This window comes from Candidatus Planktophila sp. (assembly GCF_040402315.1).
GTDB lineage: Bacteria > Actinomycetota > Actinomycetes > Nanopelagicales > Nanopelagicaceae > Planktophila.
The window spans coordinates 11,405-30,566 of the sequence record NZ_JBBAMU010000005.1; the positions used below are offsets into that span (position 1 = coordinate 11,405).

Below are 19,162 nucleotides of genomic sequence, written 5' to 3' on the forward strand. Positions count from 1 at the left end.
TCGTAGGGCTGACCTAGGCTTAGAAGTTATGAGCCAGATAAATAAACGAGTACTTGGGGTGGACCCGGGATTGACGCGTTGTGGCGTGGGCGTTGTCGAAGGCGCAATTGGATCACCACTTACTTTGATTGGTGTCGGTGTCATTCTTACGCCACCGGATGCAGCACTTGAGCTGCGGCTACTTCAATTAGAAAGTGAGTTGGAAGAGTGGATAGCTCTACATAAACCCACCGTGATCGCTGTTGAACGTGTCTTTTCCCAACACAATGTTCGAACCGTGATGGGAACCGCCCAAGCTGCCGGAATCGCGCTCTTAGTTGCAGCCCGCAGGAACATTCCAGTGATGATGCATACACCGTCTGAAGTAAAGGCTGCCGTTACTGGATCAGGACGAGCGAATAAAGCGCAGGTCGCCGAGATGGTTAAACGCTTACTTAATTTAGAGTCAATTCCGAAGCCGGTAGATAGCACTGATGCCTTAGCCCTTGCGATTTGCCATATTTGGCGAGGTGGGGCGAATACAAAAATTGCAGAGGCAGTAGCGATTGAGAAATCCCGGCTCGCTAAGTTGGTGAAGAAATGATTTCACTAGTAAACGGAATCGTTCGTTCAATTAATCCAGATCGGGCTGTGATTGAAGTTGGAGGAGTTGGGCTGGCAGTTTCCATCACTGGTCCAACCAGCGTTCAACTTCATTTGGGGGCGGCAACACAACTCTTCACCTCACTCGTTGTCCGCGAAGATTCACTGACTCTCTTCGGTTTTCTGGATGAGGAGAGTAGAAATACTTTTGAACTTGTGCAAACAGTCTCTGGAATAGGCCCGAAGGTAGCGCTAGCAATCATGGGTTCCCATAGCCCTGATTCACTATCTCGAGCCATTGCGCAGGAAGACATCAAGGCGATTGAAAAAGTTCCAGGAATCGGGCGCAAAGGAGCACAGCGACTCATTCTCGAACTAAAAGGAAAGATTTCTGACTTGGGCGGAGCAGAGCGCGTTCAGAGTCATCAACCAATCTGGCGTGAACAACTCACCTCAGCTCTGGTCTCACTTGGATTTAGTGCGAAGGATTCAGATTCAGCAATTAATGAAGTCTTAGCAACATATGCTGAATCTGGGGTCGATGCCTTATCACTAGAACTCTCTGAATTGCTGAAGGCCACTTTGGCACAAGGACGACGTTCCTAAATGAGTATCGAGCCAAGTGAAAGCGGTGAGCGGCTTGTGAATCCAGACCTTACGAATGATGACTCGGGAATCGAACACGCGCTGCGTCCGAAGACGCTCAAGGATTTCATTGGGCAACATCGCGTGCGTGAACAAATTGATGTATTACTTAGTGCTGCGCGCAAGCGAGGATCGGCAGCAGACCACATTCTGCTTTCGGGTCCACCAGGACTTGGAAAGACGACGTTGGCGATGATTTTGGCGAGTGAGATGCAGACACCCATTCGAATTACGAGTGGGCCGGCAATTACTCATGCGGGAGATTTAGCGGCAATTCTCTCTTCACTTGTTGAAGGCGAGATTCTTTTTCTGGATGAAATTCACCGACTTCCTCGGCCAGCTGAGGAGCTGCTCTATCTTGCGATGGAAGATTTCCGAGTTGATATCGTTGTTGGTAAAGGCCCGGGAGCCACGGCTATTCCGTTGCAACTCCCGCATTTCACATTGGTAGGTGCCACTACTCGAGCAGGTTTGCTGACATCTCCACTGCGAGATCGCTTTGGCTTTACCGCACATCTTGATTTCTATGAAGAATCAGAGTTAGCGCAAGTTATTTCGCGAAGTGCTTCGCTGCTTGGCCTGGAAATTGATGTAAAGGCAGTTTCCGAAATTGCAGGAAGATCGAGAGGCACTCCCAGAATTGCCAATAGATTGCTGCGAAGAGTGCGAGATTATGCGCAGGTGCGAGGTTCTGAAAAAATCATTCACTCGGATGCAACAGCTGCGCTGCAAATGTATGAAGTTGATGAGAAAGGGCTCGACCGATTGGATCGGTCTGTTCTCCTTGCACTCATTGAGAGATTTGCTGGTGGTCCGGTCGGACTTTCCACACTTGCTATTGCTGTGGGGGAAGAGACTGAGACTGTGGAATCTGTTGCTGAACCATTCTTAGTCAGAAATGGCTTTATGGCGCGTACTCCGCGAGGTCGAATAGCAACGGCCCTTGGTTGGGAGCATGTTGGGCGAACGCCTCCGGCTGGGACGATTTCTCTTTTCGACACGCCCGCGCCTGACGCCTAGACTCTCCTCTTATGTCCACACCTACTAAAACTGTGAAGACCTCAGGCCGGCCCGCTCGAGCTCTAGCACTGCTGGCAATCATTCTGCTTGGACTCGTGGGAACAGCCCTGATTCAGGGTGCATCCTCGGTCAAGCTTGGCCTTGATCTGCGGGGTGGCACCAGCGTTACCTTGCAACCTCGTGCCTCGAATGATTCTAATAAAATTACGTCGGCGGCAATTGATCAAGCAGTGACCATTATTCGCCAGCGTGTGAACTCACTTGGTGTTGCAGAGTCTGAAGTAACAGCACAGGGCAGTGGCACTAACCGCCAGATCGTTATCTCCGTTCCTGGAGATTCTGGTCGCCGTGTCGTTGATTTGGTTGGACAAACTGCAGAGCTTCGTTTTAGACAAGTTCTTGCAGAATCGTCCGGGTTAGCGGGAAGTGGATTAGACACCGCCACTCCCACAGCAGGGGTTACATCGGAACTTAATGCAAAGTTTGCCGCACTTGATTGTTCCAAGTTAGAGAGTCAACAGGGAACTGGTGCGGATTCACCTTCTGAAACAATTGTTGCGTGTTCAAGAACAGGGGCAAGTAAGTACATTCTTGCTCCGGCCGAGGTGCTAGGACAACAGGTTTCTAAAGCGTCTGCGGGTATCGATCAGCAAGGGTCAGCGGGTTGGTTTGTATCACTTTCCTTTAATGGCGAAGGAACTTCCGCATTCGGTGCTCTCACAGGTCGTGTTACATCACTTGCCTCACCTTTAAATCAGGTTGCAATCGTGCTCGATGGATTAGTTGTTTCAGCACCATCCATTAATGAAGCGATTCCTTCGGGTAACGCGCAGATCACTGGATCATTTACGCAAACAGAGGCAGAAGATCTTGCCAACGTCCTTAAATATGGTGCGCTACCTCTTGCCTTCGATCGTGGTGAAGTTCAGCAAGTTTCTCCAACGCTCGGCTCTGATCAGTTAGATGCTGGGTTGTTAGCTGGAGCACTGGGTCTTATTCTGGTGGTCATATTCTCAGTCTTGTATTACCGCGCACTTGGTTTAGTGACTGTGGGCTCACTCGCTGTTGCCTCCCTTCTTGTCTATCTACTCTTCCTAGTTTTGGGTGAGGCGATCGGATTCACATTAACTCTGGCAGGTATCGCTGGAGCCATTGTTGCCATCGGAATCACCGCCGACTCATTTATCGTCTTCTTCGAACGTGTCCGAGATGAAGCGCGAGAAGGAAGATCTCTGAGATCTGCAGTCGATATGGGTTGGCTGCGAGCACGTCACACAATCATCGTGGCTGACATGGTCTCAATTCTCGCTGCAGTACTGCTTTATTTCTTCGCCGTCGGTGGAGTTCGTGGTTTCGCATTTACACTGGGGCTCACCACGCTCGTTGATTTAATTGTGGTCTTCATCTTCACCAAGCCGCTTGTCACGCTGATAGCCCGCATCAATTTCTTTGCATCAGGTCATCCGCTTTCAGGCTTCTCGCCTAAGAGCGTCGGGCTAAAGAGTGCGAATGCAAATACTTCAACTACGACTCTGGAGGCATAAGACAATGGCTAAAATTTCAGGTCTTGGTGGCCGCCTCTATTCGGGTGAAACATCATTTAATATCATTGGCAATCGCAAGCGTTGGTACTCGATTTCAGCGCTCTTCCTTCTCATTTCTATCGCTGCTCTTACCATTCAAGGTTTGCATTTAGGTCTTGAGTTCAAAGGTGGAGCTTCCTACACAGTGAGCAAGCCGGGAATCACACTTGAACAAGGTAGAGAAGCAGCTTCAAAATTTGATATCCCGGGCGAGGCGATCGTTCAAAAAATAGGTAATGACAAGATTCGTATTCAAACCGGCGCGCTCACTCCAGCACAAGCTAAAGCCGCAGAAAATGTTCTGACCTCCACTTTTGATGTTCCAGCTGAGTCAATCGACACTCAGATTGTTGGACCATCCTGGGGTAAGGAAATTACGAAGAAAGCTATCTACGGATTGATCGCATTCTTGTTGGCAGTAATGCTCTTTCTCGCAATGGCATTTGAACCCAAGATGGCACTTGCAGCCATTGTCGCAGTGGTGCATGACGTGCTCATTACGGTCGGTATTTACGCAGTCGTTGGTTTCGACGTCACTCCGGCAACGGTAATCGGATTCCTTACCATTCTAGGTTACTCGCTCTATGACACTGTCGTGGTCTTCGATAAGGTAAGAGAAAATACGAAATCTGTCACAGCAAACAGTAAGCAGACATATTCACAGGCTGCTAACTTGGCGGTGAATCAGACTCTTGTCCGCTCTGCAAATACTTCGATTATTGCTCTGCTTCCCGTAGGTTCGATTCTATTCGTAGGAGCTGGATTACTTGGTGCCGGAACGCTTAAGGATCTCTCACTCGCACTCTTTATTGGATTAGCAGTGGGAACGTATTCATCTGTATTTATCGCTCCACCATTTCTTGCGTCCCTTCGCGAGAAGGAACCTGCGATGCAGGCACTTGCCAAGAGGGTTGCCGCTCGCGGTGCGGCGCCAGTGATTACAGAATCCAAGCAAGTAGCTTCTGCAGCCACCAAGGGTGGTCCACGTAATCAACCAAAGCGCAAAGTTCGCAAATAACCTTTTCGCATATGGATACAGAAACCTTAATCGCTCCTCTCATAGGTGCGCTTAAGGAGCATCACCCTCTTAGTGATGGTGCGGAGATAGCTCGTGCTTTTAAGATTGCTCGCACAGCCCATGAAGGACAACTACGAAAATCTGGTGAGGATTACATCACTCATCCAGTAGCTGTCTCACTGATCCTGGCTGAGTTGGGTTTAAACGAAATCACAATTGTTGCCTCACTCTTACATGACACAGTTGAAGATACTCCTTATTCACTGCAGCAGCTTCGTACGGACTTTGGTGATGAGATTGCTAACTTAGTTGACGGAGTTACCAAGCTCGACAAATTAACCTACGGTCCTACGGCAGAGGCGGAGACGGTTCGTAAGATGGTGATTGCGATGTCTCGCGACATTCGCGTATTGGTTATCAAGTTAGCTGATCGTCTTCATAATGCTCGCACCTGGGGTTTTGTCTCTGCCGAATCAGCACAACGTAAAGCACAAGAGACTCTCGATATTTATGCCCCACTTGCCCACAGGCTTGGCATGAATGCCATCAAGTGGGAGTTAGAGGATCTCTCATTTGCAGTTCTTGAACCAAAAAAGTTTGAAGAGATTTCAAGGCTGGTAGCAGAGAGGTCACCTTCACGAGATGCGCTTACATCTGAAGTTGTTGACGCTGTTGAGAAGGATTTGCAGCGAGATTTGATAAAAGCCACCATAACCGGGCGGAAGAAGCATTTCTTTAGCGTGTATCAAAAGATGGTTGTCAGAGGCCGTGAATTCAATGAGATTTATGATCTTGTGGGAATCAGAGTTTTGGTTAGTGATGTGAAGGACTGTTATGCAGTATTGGGTTCAATCCACGCTCGCTGGAGTCCGGTTCCGGGAAGATTTAAGGATTACATAGCGATGCCTAAATTTAATCTCTATCAATCACTTCACACCACCGTCATTGGGCCAAATGGGAAGGCGATTGAGATTCAGATTCGAACCTATGAGATGCATTCTCGCGCCGAGTTTGGTATTGCCGCTCACTGGAAGTACAAACAGAGCGGGGAACCAGAGACTAATACCCCGGAGATGATGTGGCTTCGGCAATTACATGAATGGCAGAAAGAGACCGAAGACCCTTCTGAATTTCTAGAGGCGCTGCGCTTTGATCTTGGAAGTCCTGAAGTATTCGTCTTTACGCCTAAAGGTTCAGTTGTTGCACTTCCGGGTGGTTCCACACCTGTCGACTTTGCCTTCTCGGTTCACACCGATGTGGGTCTGCGATGTGCCGGGGCTAAGGTCAATGGTCGTCTGGTCCCACTTGAATCAAAGTTGGTCAATGGCGATGTGATTGAAATTGTTACCAATAAGAGCGAATACGCTGGGCCAAGTCGCGATTGGCTCAATTTTGTTAAGAGCCCACGTGCGCGTTCGAAAATTAAGGCATGGTTTAGTAAGGAGCGAAGAGAGGAAGCAATTGATGCCGGGCGTGAATCTATCGCTCGCCAAATGCGCAAAGCAGGACTGCCACTACAGAAAATCTTTGCGGGTCATGCGCTACTTGAGCTAGCCCATGACATGCACTATGCCGATATCGATGCGCTCTATAACGCAGTTGGAGATGGTCACGTGTCCGCGGCCTCTATCGTGGAGAAACTCACTGCGTCCATGTCGGCCGAAGATTCTCATCCGGAACCCACCATCGAAAGTATTCCCACTGGGATACAGGCAACCAAGCGAACATCCAGTGCGGTGGAAGTTGAAGGTGTTGATGACGTACTAGTAAAACTCGCCCGTTGCTGCACTCCAGTTCCGGGCGATGGCATTATGGGCTTCATTACTAAAGGATCAGGTGTCTCCGTGCACCGGGAGGATTGCATCAACGCCACTGATCTTCGTGAGAATCAAGGCGAGCGAGTAGTGGGAGTTAAGTGGTTATTGGGTGCGGCCAGCTTATTCCTGGTTAATATTCAAGTGGAAGCGCTAGATCGAGCCCGGCTCTTGGCAGATGTAACCAGAACGCTTTCTGAGCAGCACGTAAATATTTTAAGTGCAGCAGTGAGTACCTCAAAGGATCGGGTAGCAATCTCTCGTTTTACCTTTGAAATGGCCGATGCCAAGCATCTTGATTCTGTGCTGGCTGCAGTGCGAAATATTGAAGGCGTCTATGACGTCTATCGCACATAATTAGATTAAGTTAGCTGAATTCAGCGAGATGTTTTTCAGCTTCTGCTAGCCACACGGTGCGAGCTTCAGCTGATTCAAGTGCTTCTTTAGCCTTCTTCTCATTGCCAGCTGACTGTGATTTTGCGGCAACCTTGCGGTAGTTTTCAATAGATTCACTGAGTTGCTTCACCACTTCAGCAGCGCGTGCCTTGGCAGCAGGATCTGTCTTACGCCAAATCTCAGCCTCTGCATCTTTGATTGCCGCTTCGACCTTTGCGACGCGGGCATCAAATGCGGCTCGCTTATCGCGATGGGTGATGCCGATCTTCTCCCAGGTGCGCATCAAGTCGCGGAATGAGTTCTTTGCTGCCTTGGCATCGGTAAATGGCACCAGGGCTTCGATTTGGACGATTAGCTCCTCGCGCTTTGCCAGATTTGCCGTCATGGAAACCTCGCGCTTTTCCAGGTCGGCATTTTTAGCAGTGAAGAACTGATCTTGAGCCGCCTTAAATCGCGCCCACAACTTAGCTTCATCACTCGGTTTACCGCGACCAGCTGTTTTCCATGAATCCATCAGGGACTTAAATCGGCGGGCAGTGGCAATCCAATCGGTGGAGGTTGCAAGTTTTTCAGCCTCAGTGATGATTGCTAATTTTGCTTCAGCAACTACTGATGAGGTCGCCTCAAGTTGGGCAAAGTGAGTGCGACGACGCTTATCAAACTTATTACGGGACGCGGAAAATCGCTTCCAGAAATCCCCATCAGCTTTTTTATCTAGACGAGGCGCCGCTTTCCACTCATCGAGCAGTGTCTTAAGTCGATCTCCAGTAACTTTCCAGTTCTCTGACAGTGCCAGTGATTCAGCTTCTGCGACAATCTTTTCCTTCTCAACCAAGATCTGTTCCCGGCGCGCAGCCTTAATCGCACCTTCGGCTGCCTTCTTCGCCTCATATGCTTCGCGATTTCCTTCAATCAGAGGTTCGATTTGCTCAACTGATTGAGCTAGCGCATCGAGATCTCCAACACCATTGAGTTCGCGTACTTGCAGGCGCAGCTTCTTCACAGTTTCGTGCGCATCTTGAGGAACCATAGCGCCACTTGTAATGCGGGCGGCGGTGAGGGCAACTTCAGATGCGAGTGCTTCAAATTTCCTTACAAAGTATGCCAGTGCTTCTTCGGAAGTCTTGCCTGGATATGAACCAACTGGCTTCTCGCCTTCAGAGGTGCGAACGAATACCGTTCCATCTTCTCCGACGCGACCAAATTGAGAAGGATCTCCAATGAGTGCAGATGCTGCACTAGGTGCTACTTGTGTGTGAGCTAGCGTTCCTGGATTGATATCGGACATGATTTCCCCCTCAGCGCGTCGGCGGTGGCCTTCGTTGTTTAGTGCGATTGTGTAAGAGGAGAAGGCTACCCTGACCACCGTACAACAGTAAATCCATGCGAGATTTCGGGGTCCACCATGCTTGTTCTGTCATATCCAGCGCCTATGTTTGCCACCAATTGCTGGGTGATTTCTGCGGGTGTGGGCCAAGAGTGCATCATCATCGATCCTGGAATGCCTGACATTTCATCAGAAGTAACGATGCTCGTTGAAGAATACAGATTAAAACCTGTCGCAGCCTTACTCACGCATGGACATCTAGACCACACATTTTCGATTGTTGCCCTCGCCGACGGCTACGGTATTCCGACATATATACATAGTGAAGACCGGCGTTTCGTTGCTAATCCGTCGGGGATACATGGTCCTGATCTGATGGCGCAATTAGGCGATATGAAATTTACTGAACCGAAAGATCTTCAGGAATTGAAGAATGGTGAAGTGATCAATCTTCTTGATCTCAAGCTCACCGCAATTCACGCTCCGGGTCATACTCGTGGTTCAACCATGTTCACTCTCAATGACGAGATACTCATTAGCGGAGATGTTCTCTTTGCTGGCTCCATTGGGCGAACAGATTTACCGACAGGCAGTGCAGCGCAGATGAGAGAGACTCTCATGAAGAAGGTTTTACCTTTAAGCGATGATTTGCGCGTGCTGCCAGGACATGGCCCTGAGACCACAATCAAATTCGAGAGAAAAAGCAACCCTTATCTGAAAGAATTGACCTCATGAAATACGAGAAGATTCAAGGACCGAAAGGTGTTCGTGAATACTTGCCGCCGGAATCTGCCGCCTTCGAATGGGTGCGTGAGCAGTTAATCGCCCCTGCCAAGGCAGCCGGATATCAGTTAATGGAACTGCCAGTATTTGAAGATACAAATCTTTTTACTCGCGGTGTGGGTGAATCAACTGATGTGGTATCGAAGGAGATGTATACCTTCGAAGATCGTGGTGGACGATCAATTACGTTACGTCCGGAAGGCACAGCCGGTGTGATGCGCGCTGTTATCGAACAGAACTTAGATCGCGGTCAACTACCCGTCAAGGTTTGGTACTCCGGACAATTCTTTAGAGCAGAACGGCCGCAAGCAGGACGCTACCGTCAGTTCTATCAAGTCGGAATCGAAGCGATTGGTCTGGATGATCCAGCTATTGATGCGGAAGTAATTGCTATTGCAGATCAGGGATTTAAGAATTTAGGTCTTCGAAACTATCGTCTTGAGATTACCTCGTTAGGAGATGCGCAATCACGCGCTGCTCATCGCATAGATTTGCTGGCCTTTATCAAAGAACTCGATTTAGATGAGGCAACGGCCAAGCGCGCGGAGATCAACCCGCTTCGGCTCTTTGATGATAAGCGGCCAGAGATGCACGCAGCGATGTCAAAGGCGCCGCTATTACTTGACTATTTCTCTGACTCTTCGCTTGAGAGCTTTGAGCAAGTGCAAAGTTATCTTCGGGCAATGAAAATCGACTTTGTCATTAACCCGCGCATGGTTCGAGGATTGGATTACTACACGGGAACTACCTTTGAATTTGTTCATTCCGACCTAGGTGCACAATCGGGTATCGGTGGTGGCGGTCGCTATGACGGACTAATGGAGATCCTGGGTGGACAATCGCTATCAGGAATAGGATTTGGACTTGGCGTTGACCGTGCTTTGCTTGCTGCAATTGCAGAGAAATCACTACCAGCTGAAGATTTCACCTCGGATTTGTTCCTTATTCCATTAGGTGAGAGTGCGATGGAGATTGTCCTCACAACAGCACAAGAATTACGAGCTGCTGGAATTCGAACAGAGATTGCTTTTGGTGATCGTGCGCTCAAAGGTGCTATGAAGGCAGCTGATAAATCTGGAGCCCGATATGTAGTGGTACTGGGGGATTCCGAGATTTCCAGCGGAGACGTTGACCTCAAGCGTATGAGTGATGGAGTTCTAACTTCGGTTAAGATTACGCAATTGCGAAATCAGTTACGTCAGGCACTTTCGCTCTAACGCACTCATTTCTTAAAGGTGGCTTTCTAATGTTGAGAAATCATGATGCTGGCGCACTACGGGCTACGCACGTCGGCCAGGTCGTGACTTTGGCTGGCTGGGTTGCTCGTCGCCGAGATCATGGTGGGGTTGCTTTCATCGATTTGCGTGATGGCACAGGTTCGGTGCAGGTAGTTATTCGTGATGAAAAGCTTGCCGGCCAACTACGTGCTGAATGGTGTCTGCAAATTACCGGAGAGGTTGCCTTACGACCTTCGGGAAATGAAAATGCCAATATCCCAACAGGTGCGATAGAAATAATGGGCGATGACATTGTGGTGCTCAGCGAATCAGCCCCGCTTCCTTTCCCAGTTGATTCCGGAAGTGAATCAGATATCTCTGAGGAAGTCAGGCTTCGTTATAGGTACTTAGATTTACGCCGTGAAGGACCGGCGGCGAATCTGCGGTTGCGTTCCCGAGTCACATCAGCAATTCGTGGTGTGATGGAAGATCTTGATTTTTATGAGATTGAAACTCCTTATCTCACCCGTTCAACTCCGGAAGGTGCACGTGATTTTCTCGTTCCGGTTCGCCTGCAGCCAGGTAGTTGGTATGCCCTGCCACAATCACCGCAGTTATTTAAGCAATTACTGATGGTCGCCGGTATGGAGCGTTATTATCAAATCGCACGTTGTTTCCGCGATGAAGATTTCCGGGCAGATCGTCAACCTGAATTTACCCAGCTAGATATTGAGATGTCATTTATTGAGCAAGCGGATATTTTGGCTATTGCGGAAAAGATTCTGGTGAAGGTGTGGAAGCAGGCCGTTAATTACGATATTCCTACTCCCATCCCGCATATGACATATGCAGATGCCATGGACAAATACGGTTCTGATAAACCAGATCTTCGTTTCGGACAGCCATTAGTTGAAGTTACTGATTTTTTTAGCCAGACTCCTTTTAGAGTATTTCAGGCTCCGTATGTTGGAGCGGTCATCATGCCAGGTGGCGCTGATTCACCTCGTCGTGAACTAGATGCTTGGCAAGATTGGGCAAAGGCGCGTGCTGCAAAGGGCATTGCATATATTTTGGTTAATGCAGATGGCACTCTTGGCGGTCCCGTCTCAAAGAATATTTCAGAAACTGAACAAGCAGGAATTGTGGCAGCAGTGGGTGCCAAGGCTGGCGATGCAATTTTCTTCGCAGCTGGAGAAAAATCATCCTCACAACAACTATTGGGTGCAGCACGACTCGAAATTGGTAAGCGTTGCGATCTCATTAAGCAAGGAACGTGGGAGTTTGTCTGGGTCGTTGATGCTCCAATGTTTGAGCCAACCGATGGTGGAGGTTGGACTGCAGTTCACCATCCATTCACCGGACCTAAGCCAGAGTTTGCGAAGAGTTTCAAAAGCGATCCGGCGCCAGCCTTGGCATATGCCTACGACATAGTGCTTAATGGAACTGAGTTAGGTGGCGGTTCTATTCGTATTCATGATCGGGAGATGCAAAAAGATGTCTTCTCGGTAATTGGTTTAAGTGATGAAGAAGCACAGAGCAAGTTTGGCTTTCTGCTGGAGGCTTTTAATTATGGACCGCCGCCACATGGCGGAATCGCACTTGGTTTAGATCGCGTGTGTGCATTGCTAACGAATTCAGATTCAATCCGTGAGGTAATCGCCTTTCCAAAGACAGCAAGCGGGGGAGACCCACTTACTGGTGCACCAACTCCGATTACTGCCGCGCAACGTAAAGAGGCAGCAATCGATTGGACACCTCCGAAGGAGTAATTCCGGTAGGCTAGATATATGGGTCCTGGTGGAATTGCAACAATAATTGCGGCCGCATCACTTTTCGTGATCGCCGTAGCTGTTGCCTATGCCGTTATCCGCGTGGGGAGGTTCATTGATGAGGCCAAAGTCTCGCTCAAAGCATTTACTGAGGACACAACTCCACTTCTAACTGAATCAACTCGCACACTGGAACTCATCAATAGTCCGCTGGCAAGTTTTGCCAAGATCACCAAGAATGTCGAAGAAGTGACTACTAAAGTTACTGATGCAACAACGGGCTTTATGGATAAGAACGGTCCGGCTGTAAAAGTTGCGGGCGCACTTATTAGTGCAGCGCAGATGAGTAAGGGTCGTAAATCGAAGAAGAAATCTGACTAGTCAGAAATCTCAATAGTCAGAGTGGGTGAATGTAACTAGTGGAGTCCTCCGAGATACGTTCGCGTTGGCTACGATTCTTTGAATCAGAAAATCGCCAAGGCCTCACCCACACAGTCGTACCTTCTGCATCGTTAATCGCAGATGATCCCAATCTGCTCTTAGTTAACGCTGGCATGGTTCCCTTTAAGCCGTTCTTCCTTGGCGAAGTCACTCCTCCTTATAAGCGTGCTACCTCGGTCCAGAAATGTGTTCGCACGCTAGATATTGATGAAGTAGGAAAAACCACTCGTCACGCCTCCTTCTTTCAGATGTGTGGCAACTTCTCATTCGGTGATTACTTCAAGGAGGGTGCTATCGCACTCGCTTGGGAACTGCTGACACGACCAATCAACGATGGCGGTTATGGTTTTCCGGAAGATAAGTTGTGGGTGACCGTTTATTTAGATGATGACGAAGCTGCCGATATTTGGCACAAGAAGATTGGCGTTCCCCGTGAACGCATTCAACGTAGAGATATGGCAGATAATTTCTGGTCGATGGGTGTTCCGGGTCCATGTGGTCCATGTTCTGAGATCTATTACGATCGCGGACCCGCCTACGGTGTTGACGGTGGCCCTATCGCTGATGAAAATCGCTATCTGGAGATTTGGAATCTTGTCTTCATGCAAAATGAACGAGGCGCTGGCGGAGGTAAAGATGGATATCCAATCCTTGGCGAACTGCCAGCTAAAAGTATTGATACCGGGTTAGGTTTAGAACGAACAGCTGCACTTTTGCAGGGTGTGGAAAATATTTATGAGATTGATACCACGATGAAGATTCTATCTCGGGCATCTGAATTATCGGGAGTAAAATACGGTTCGTCTCAAAAGTCAGATGTTGCGCTACGAGTTGTGGCAGACCATGCCCGCACTTCTGCAATGCTTATTGGCGATGGTGTTACTCCCGGAAATGAAGGACGTGGCTACGTTCTGCGCCGAATGATGCGGCGAACTATTCGTAATATGCGCTTACTCGGAGTGAACGATCCCATCATGTCTGAACTCACTGTAGCGGCGATTGGGGCAATGGGTGCGCAGTATCCAGAGCTGATTTCAGATCAGAAGCGAATCCTTTCGGTCTCAGAATCTGAAGAAGAGTCATTTCTGCAAACGCTCAAAAGTGGTACACAGATCTTTGATCTGGCATCAACGCAGCTCAAGGCGAGCAAGAAGAAGGTTCTTCCTGGGGATGAAGTTTTCAAACTCCACGATACCTATGGGTTTCCATTCGATCTCACCTTAGAAATGGCCCGCGAAGAGGGCCTTGAAGTTGATGAAGATGGCTTCCGCAGGCTGATGAATGAACAGCGCGATAGAGCAAAGGCTGATGCTAAAGCGAAGAAGAGCGGGCATACAGATGTCTCTGAGTATAAGAAGATTGCAGATGCATCGGGTGCGACGAAATTTATTGGCTATACCCACACCAGCACGGAATCAAAGATTACGGGCCTCTTAGTGGATGGTGTCAGTGTGGCATCAGCCCATGCAGGCCAGGAGATTGAAGTAATTCTTGATCGCACACCGTTTTATGCAGAAGGTGGAGGCCAACTTGCTGACGGTGGAGTCATCACTCTTTCAACGGGCGCAGTTATTGAAATTGATGATGTGCAAACTCCAGTCAATGGGCTTTCAGTACATAGAGGCCGAATTCTCTCGGGGGAGGCGAGCGTTAATTCTCCCGCTCAGGCTGTGATTGATGTTGAACGCCGTAATGCCATCTCGCGAGCTCACACAGCAACTCACATGGTGCATAAAGCCTTCCGTGAATTACTGGGCGAAACTGCAACGCAAGCTGGTTCTGAGAACTCACCGGGTCGATTCCGCTTTGATTTTCCCTCAACCGGAGCTGTTCCTACATCTGTTTTAAATGATGTTGAGTCTCGAGTCAACACACTGCTATTGGATAATCTCGCTGTCACTGCACAAGTGATGTCGCAGGAAGCGGCTAAGAAGAGTGGTGCAATGGCCCTCTTTGGCGAGAAGTATGGTGATGAGGTTCGTGTGGTCAGCATCGGTGACTGGGCGCGTGAGCTCTGCGGTGGAACACATGTGGAGCGCTCTGGACAATTAGGTGTGGTTAAACTCTTAAGTGAGTCTTCCATTGGTGCGGGTGTGCGCCGAGTCGAAGCTCTGGTTGGCATCGATGCTTATAAGTTCTTAGCTCGTGAACATGTTTTATTGAACTCTTTGACTGAGCTCATGAAGGGTTCGCGAGCTGAGGAGTTACCTGAACGAATCTCTGAGCTACTCGGGAAGATGAAAGAGATTGAGAAAGAATTGGCAGTCGTCCGTTCCGCTCAAGCTTTGGGTCAGGTAGATCCACTGCTCAAGGGTGCAAAAGTAATTGGTGGAACGACTGTCATCACCGCTCTTTTGCCTAATTCCATCGTCGCAGATGATTTAAGAAAGATAGCTCTTGATTTACGTAATCGCACTGCGCAGTCAGCAGTTGCACTTATCAGTTCAGTGGATTCAAAACCAGTCTTAATTGTTGCGGTAAGTGAGAAGGCGCGAGAGCGAGGTCTAAAAGCCGGCGCTCTGGTAAAGATTGGCTCAACAATTTTGGGTGGTGGTGGTGGCGGCAAAGACGACGTTGCCCAAGGCGGCGGAGTTGACGCATCAAAATCAGCAATGGCCCTTGCTGCAATCGAAGAATCAATCGCTGGAAATTAAGCGATGAGAGGTCGAAGAATCGCCTTCGATTACGGTGATGTGCGTATTGGTGTTGCCATCAGTGATCCAGATAGCATCCTTGCTACACCACTAATTGTTTTGCAGGCTCAAGGCCCCAAACTATTATCTGAACTCACGGCAATCTTTGCAGAATATGAACCGGTCTCAGTTTTCATCGGGGAGCCAAAACATATGTCTGGCGCGAGCGGAGATAGTGTTGCTAAAGCTAAATCTTTTGGGGAGTTGATTTCAGAGACTTTCGGGATTGAGGTCACATTCGTGGATGAGCGACTTTCCTCGATATCGGCTCAGAAGAAGCTTCGAGATGCTGGGGTCAATACCCGCGATTCGAAAAAGGTAATCGATGCAATGGCGGCCGTTGCCATCTTAGAACAAGGGTTGGCGATTGAAAAACTTACTTAGAATTCCGATTGTTAGAGTTGGGCTCGCTTCTGTAATGGCCTTCCTTGTCACCTTCGGCCTGGATACAGCGCGAAATCTAGATTCATCTGCCCCTGATTTCATTTGCGGTGCTCCGTCGACCGAGGAAGTTCTCATAAGAATTGAATCTGGTGAAGCTGGTTCGTCGATCGGTGCCTCCTTAGCAAGTGCCGGAGTGATCAAATCTTCAGAGGTCTACTTTCGGTTAGCAGTAGCTGACGCAAGAGCAGCGAAAGTTGCACCAGGTACCCATAGGTTACAGAAGAACCTATGTGCAGCGGATTCACTTGATCAGCTGCTTGACTCAAAGAGAATCGTGGGACTGATTAACATCTCTGAAGGGATGTGGGTGAATGAGGTACTGCCCCAGATGTATCGTTCAGGGATTAAGCAACAAGACGTTAAGTCCGCTCTGAAAACCCTAATTAAACCTCGGGGCTTTGATCAACTAGAAGGTTTGCTTTTCCCGGCGCAATACAGCTTTGCTTCATCAACATCAGCAAGTGATGCCCTCGTGGCGATGATCGCTCGTGCCGAGAAGGAGATGCGTATCGCTGGTTTCTATAGTTCCAAATCTGGATATACCCCAGCGCAGTTACTCGTTATTGCCTCTTTGATTCAGGCAGAGGGCGGCGAGAAGGACTTCACGAAGGTTTCGCAGGTCGTGCGCAACAGATTGAAGAAAGGGATGCCACTTCAGTTTGATTCGACCGTGCATTATGTGATGCAGTCTCGAGGTAATATCTTCTTGAGCACCAAGTCCACCATGTTGTCATCGAGCTATAACACCTATAGAAAATATGGACTTCCACCGGGGCCTATTAATAATCCTGGGGCATCAGCGATGCGCGCGGCGGTTACTCCGCAAGAAGGTGACTGGCTATATTTCATCACAGTGGCGCCAGGTGATACCCGATTCACCGCTGATATCGCCCAGTTCAATGCCTGGAAGTATGAGTATAAAAGGAATTTACGGGCTGGAAAGTTTAGGAGTCAAAAGTGATTAGAGGAGCTGTGTTGGGTTCCCCTATTACTCATTCACTTTCACCGCGCTTGCACCGTGCTGCCCTCTCCTATCTAGGAATAGAGGGAAGCTATGAGCCAATCGAAGTCCCGGCGGGTTCGCTCGCATCATTTATTGAAAGACGCGGCACAGATTTCGATTACTTCTCTCTCACCATGCCTTTGAAGGAAGAAGTACTGCTACTTCCCATTGAATGCGACCCATTAATATCCAAGATTCAATCTGCAAATACTTTATGGAAAAAGAAGGACGGATGGTCACTGACTTCTACTGATGGATCTGGATTTATTGCAGCGCTAGCCCATGCAGGCCTACAAACTTTCAACCGAGTACTGATTCTTGGAGCGGGTGGAACAGCCCGTGCGGTAGCTGGTGCGATGGATGGTATCTCGAAAGAGATTCACGTTCTTGGTCGTAGTTCAGTGCGAGCTCCTGCACTGAAGTCATCGGTAACTACATCCGATTTTGAATACATCTCTTGGAACTCAGGTGCTGATTTAGGTTCTTATGATCTCGTCGTAAATACAACTCCAGCCGGAGCAGCCGATCTCTTGGCTGATTCTGTTCGCGATAGAGCCAGTGGTGTCCTATTTGATGTGATCTATAAACCTTGGCCGACAGTACTTGCGGCGGCGTGGAGGGATTCTGGCGGCAAAGTAATCGGTGGGCTAGAACTCTTGCTCTACCAGGGCATCGATCAGTTGGAATTGGTGCTTCGTGAAAGTCTAGACCGAGAGAAGTTAGCGACACATTTGCGCACAGCGCTACGCACGTAGTTCATCCACAGGTAGTTAATGTGATGAGAGTGTTCTATCTAGGCTCGTTCCATGACGCTGATTATTCTTTTCTCGATATATATCAGCCTCTTTGATTTGCGTCATCACAAAATCACGAACCTCTCTGTTGTTCTTCTCTCGGTCTTACTCTTTATTGAGGGCGACTTTCACGTTTACTTTCTCACAGGGATTCTTTTCATAGTGCCGCTCTTGCTACTCGGCATTTTCGGGGGATTAGGTGGAGGGGATGTGAAACTTCTTATAGCGGTAGCTCTGATGGTCATACCTGTTGGTTCAATCTCCACCTACTTGACTATTCTCGTAGTGGCGATATCAATCCTAACGGCACTCACTATTGCGGCCCGAATGCGTTTACGGGGCAATATTGCGCTAGCTCCTGCGATATGTGCGTCTTATCTCGCTTTTTTGTTTACCCAGTGAGTTAATAATGAGCGAGTTCGCGATACCTTCTGCAAGAATAGGCACATGCGTTGGATCACAGCAGGCGAATCTCATGGGCAGGCCCTTTCTGCAATTATTGAAGGCGTCCCAGCTCATGTTCAGGTGACGACTTCCGATATTGATTTCCATTTAGCGCGTCGCAGACTCGGGGTTGGTCGTGGAGCGCGACAAAATTTTGAGGCCGATAAGGTAAGCATTCTTGGTGGAATCCGATTGGGATTAACACAAGGTGGACCGATTGCAGTACAGGTGGGAAATAGTGAGTGGCCAAAGTGGGAAAAAGTTATGTCAGCAGATCCTGTGCCACTTGAAGAGATTGAGAACCTAGCTCGTAATGCGCCGCTGACCCGGCCTCGACCAGGTCACGCAGATATGGTGGGAATGCAGAAATATGATTTTGATGACGCACGGCCGATTCTAGAGAGAGCTAGTGCACGTGAAACTGCTTCACGAGTGGCACTTGGTGCTATCGCTAGAAAATTCTTGGAACAGTCAGTCGGAATTACGATTCTTAGCCACGTGGTTTCTATCGGAAGCGTTCGTATTCCGGATGGCTGTGAACTGCCGAGTGAAAATGATATGTCTCGAATCGATGAAGATCCAGTTCGCTGTACCGACCCAGCAACGAGTGCCAAGATGATTACTGAGATTGAAGCTGCACACGCTGATGGAGATACCTTAGGTGGTGTTTGTGAAGTACTTGCTTACAATTTGCCGCCTGGCTTGGGCTCACACGTTCACTGGGATCGTAGGTTAGATGCCCGCCTTGCCGCTGCGATGATGGGAATTCAAGCAATTAAAGGGGTGGAGATTGGTGATGGTTTTAGAACTGCTACCCGTCGCGGATCAGTTGCTCATGATGAAATTGAACGCGCAAAAGATGGCCAGATCGCAAGACGTACTGATCGTGCCGGCGGTACTGAAGGTGGAATGTCTAATGGTGAGATTTTACGAGTCTCTATCGCAATGAAGCCTATTTCCACTGTTCCTAAAGCTCTAGACACTATTGATGTGAAGACTGGCGAGGCTGCCAAAGCTATTAATCAGCGATCTGATGTCTGCGCTGTCCCTGCGTCAGGAGTTGTGGCAGAAGCGATGGCCGCACTTGTTCTTGCCGAAGCCGTTCTTGAAAAATTTGGCGGTGACTCAGTTCAGGAAGTTCGCCGGAATTTTGAGTCCTATATGAAAAATCTGCGTTTCAAGTAGGCCA

Annotated in this window: 17 protein-coding genes; 16 read left to right on the plus strand and 1 reads right to left on the minus strand. The window is 48.8% G+C overall.

Annotated elements, in window-relative coordinates:
• The first annotated feature begins 28 nt into the window (after window positions 1-28).
• From ruvC to AC9UEP_RS01820, 6 genes are read left to right on the plus strand one after another with little or no spacing between them, the layout of a single operon-like run.
• The gene (gene ruvC, locus AC9UEP_RS01795; protein WP_509543477.1) at window positions 29-583 is read left to right on the plus strand and encodes a crossover junction endodeoxyribonuclease RuvC; all 555 of its coding nucleotides are present in this window, start codon (window positions 29-31) and stop codon (window positions 581-583) included.
• On the plus strand, window positions 580-1,188 hold the full coding sequence (gene ruvA / locus AC9UEP_RS01800; RefSeq protein WP_509543479.1) for a Holliday junction branch migration protein RuvA: 609 nt from the start codon (window positions 580-582) through the stop codon (window positions 1,186-1,188). Before ruvC ends, ruvA begins: the two co-directional genes overlap by 4 nt.
• Window positions 1,189-2,247: a Holliday junction branch migration DNA helicase RuvB gene (gene ruvB, locus AC9UEP_RS01805; protein WP_509543481.1), complete on the plus strand. Its 1,059-nt coding sequence runs from the start codon at window positions 1,189-1,191 to the stop codon at window positions 2,245-2,247.
• 11 nt (window positions 2,248-2,258) lie between these two features.
• Window positions 2,259-3,791, plus strand: coding sequence for a protein translocase subunit SecD (secD, locus tag AC9UEP_RS01810; RefSeq protein WP_509543482.1), 1,533 nt, complete (start codon window positions 2,259-2,261; stop codon window positions 3,789-3,791).
• A gap of 4 nt (window positions 3,792-3,795) precedes the next feature.
• Window positions 3,796-4,848, plus strand: coding sequence for a protein translocase subunit SecF (gene secF / locus AC9UEP_RS01815; protein ID WP_509543484.1), 1,053 nt, complete (start codon window positions 3,796-3,798; stop codon window positions 4,846-4,848).
• An 11-nt stretch (window positions 4,849-4,859) separates the two neighbouring features.
• Window positions 4,860-7,019 (plus strand): RelA/SpoT family protein, encoded by a 2,160-nt coding sequence (locus AC9UEP_RS01820; RefSeq protein WP_509543486.1) that lies wholly within the window; start codon window positions 4,860-4,862, stop codon window positions 7,017-7,019.
• A 10-nt stretch (window positions 7,020-7,029) separates the two neighbouring features.
• Here AC9UEP_RS01820 and AC9UEP_RS01825 read toward each other — a convergent pair whose 3' ends face one another.
• Entirely contained in the window at window positions 7,030-8,346 is a 1,317-nt protein-coding gene (locus AC9UEP_RS01825) for a DUF349 domain-containing protein (protein ID WP_509543488.1), read from the minus strand.
• A gap of 144 nt (window positions 8,347-8,490) precedes the next feature.
• On the opposite strand from AC9UEP_RS01825, the gene AC9UEP_RS01830 reads away from it, so the two are divergent.
• Genes AC9UEP_RS01830 through aroC form a run of 10 tightly spaced genes read left to right on the plus strand, consistent with a single transcriptional unit; the run spans window position 8,491 to window position 19,158 of the window.
• Entirely contained in the window at window positions 8,491-9,120 is a 630-nt protein-coding gene (locus tag AC9UEP_RS01830) for an MBL fold metallo-hydrolase (RefSeq protein WP_509543490.1), read from the plus strand.
• Complete coding sequence (gene hisS, locus AC9UEP_RS01835) at window positions 9,117-10,385, plus strand: histidine--tRNA ligase (protein WP_509543492.1); 1,269 nt, start codon at window positions 9,117-9,119, stop codon at window positions 10,383-10,385. The genes AC9UEP_RS01830 and hisS overlap by 4 nt, the downstream gene beginning before the upstream one ends.
• 29 nt (window positions 10,386-10,414) lie before the next feature.
• Complete coding sequence (aspS, locus tag AC9UEP_RS01840) at window positions 10,415-12,154, plus strand: aspartate--tRNA ligase (RefSeq protein WP_509543494.1); 1,740 nt, start codon at window positions 10,415-10,417, stop codon at window positions 12,152-12,154.
• An 18-nt stretch (window positions 12,155-12,172) separates the two neighbouring features.
• Window positions 12,173-12,535, plus strand: a complete 363-nt coding sequence (locus AC9UEP_RS01845; RefSeq protein WP_095674843.1) for a DUF948 domain-containing protein — start codon at window positions 12,173-12,175, stop codon at window positions 12,533-12,535.
• Between the two features lie 38 nt (window positions 12,536-12,573).
• Window positions 12,574-15,249 carry an alanine--tRNA ligase gene (gene alaS / locus AC9UEP_RS01850; protein ID WP_509543497.1) on the plus strand — a complete coding sequence of 892 codons (2,676 nt, stop codon included), beginning with the start codon at window positions 12,574-12,576 and terminating at the stop codon, window positions 15,247-15,249.
• A 3-nt stretch (window positions 15,250-15,252) separates the two neighbouring features.
• On the plus strand, window positions 15,253-15,672 hold the full coding sequence (gene ruvX / locus AC9UEP_RS01855) for a Holliday junction resolvase RuvX (protein WP_509543499.1): 420 nt from the start codon (window positions 15,253-15,255) through the stop codon (window positions 15,670-15,672).
• A gap of 34 nt (window positions 15,673-15,706) precedes the next feature.
• Entirely contained in the window at window positions 15,707-16,693 is a 987-nt protein-coding gene (mltG, locus tag AC9UEP_RS01860; protein WP_509543501.1) for an endolytic transglycosylase MltG, read from the plus strand.
• On the plus strand, window positions 16,690-17,490 hold the full coding sequence (locus AC9UEP_RS01865; RefSeq protein ID WP_509543503.1) for a shikimate dehydrogenase: 801 nt from the start codon (window positions 16,690-16,692) through the stop codon (window positions 17,488-17,490). Before mltG ends, AC9UEP_RS01865 begins: the two co-directional genes overlap by 4 nt.
• A 51-nt stretch (window positions 17,491-17,541) precedes the next feature.
• Window positions 17,542-17,931: a hypothetical protein gene (locus tag AC9UEP_RS01870; protein WP_509543505.1), complete on the plus strand. Its 390-nt coding sequence runs from the start codon at window positions 17,542-17,544 to the stop codon at window positions 17,929-17,931.
• A 45-nt stretch (window positions 17,932-17,976) separates the two neighbouring features.
• Complete coding sequence (aroC, locus tag AC9UEP_RS01875; protein ID WP_509543507.1) at window positions 17,977-19,158, plus strand: chorismate synthase; 1,182 nt, start codon at window positions 17,977-17,979, stop codon at window positions 19,156-19,158.
• Window positions 19,159-19,162: the final 4 nt, after the last annotated feature.

Coding starts and splice junctions, on each gene's coding strand:
- ruvC (WP_509543477.1), top strand. CDS start 29: ATGAGCCAGATAAATAAACGAGTACTTGGGGTGGACCCGGGATTGACG.
- ruvA (WP_509543479.1), top strand. CDS start 580: ATGATTTCACTAGTAAACGGAATCGTTCGTTCAATTAATCCAGATCGG.
- ruvB (WP_509543481.1), top strand. CDS start 1,189: ATGAGTATCGAGCCAAGTGAAAGCGGTGAGCGGCTTGTGAATCCAGAC.
- secD (WP_509543482.1), top strand. CDS start 2,259: ATGTCCACACCTACTAAAACTGTGAAGACCTCAGGCCGGCCCGCTCGA.
- secF (WP_509543484.1), top strand. CDS start 3,796: ATGGCTAAAATTTCAGGTCTTGGTGGCCGCCTCTATTCGGGTGAAACA.
- AC9UEP_RS01820 (WP_509543486.1), top strand. CDS start 4,860: ATGGATACAGAAACCTTAATCGCTCCTCTCATAGGTGCGCTTAAGGAG.
- AC9UEP_RS01825 (WP_509543488.1), bottom strand. CDS start 8,346: ATGTCCGATATCAATCCAGGAACGCTAGCTCACACACAAGTAGCACCT.
- AC9UEP_RS01830 (WP_509543490.1), top strand. CDS start 8,491: ATGTTTGCCACCAATTGCTGGGTGATTTCTGCGGGTGTGGGCCAAGAG.
- hisS (WP_509543492.1), top strand. CDS start 9,117: ATGAAATACGAGAAGATTCAAGGACCGAAAGGTGTTCGTGAATACTTG.
- aspS (WP_509543494.1), top strand. CDS start 10,415: ATGTTGAGAAATCATGATGCTGGCGCACTACGGGCTACGCACGTCGGC.
- AC9UEP_RS01845 (WP_095674843.1), top strand. CDS start 12,173: ATGGGTCCTGGTGGAATTGCAACAATAATTGCGGCCGCATCACTTTTC.
- ruvX (WP_509543499.1), top strand. CDS start 15,253: ATGAGAGGTCGAAGAATCGCCTTCGATTACGGTGATGTGCGTATTGGT.
- mltG (WP_509543501.1), top strand. CDS start 15,707: ATGGCCTTCCTTGTCACCTTCGGCCTGGATACAGCGCGAAATCTAGAT.
- AC9UEP_RS01870 (WP_509543505.1), top strand. CDS start 17,542: ATGACGCTGATTATTCTTTTCTCGATATATATCAGCCTCTTTGATTTG.
- aroC (WP_509543507.1), top strand. CDS start 17,977: ATGCGTTGGATCACAGCAGGCGAATCTCATGGGCAGGCCCTTTCTGCA.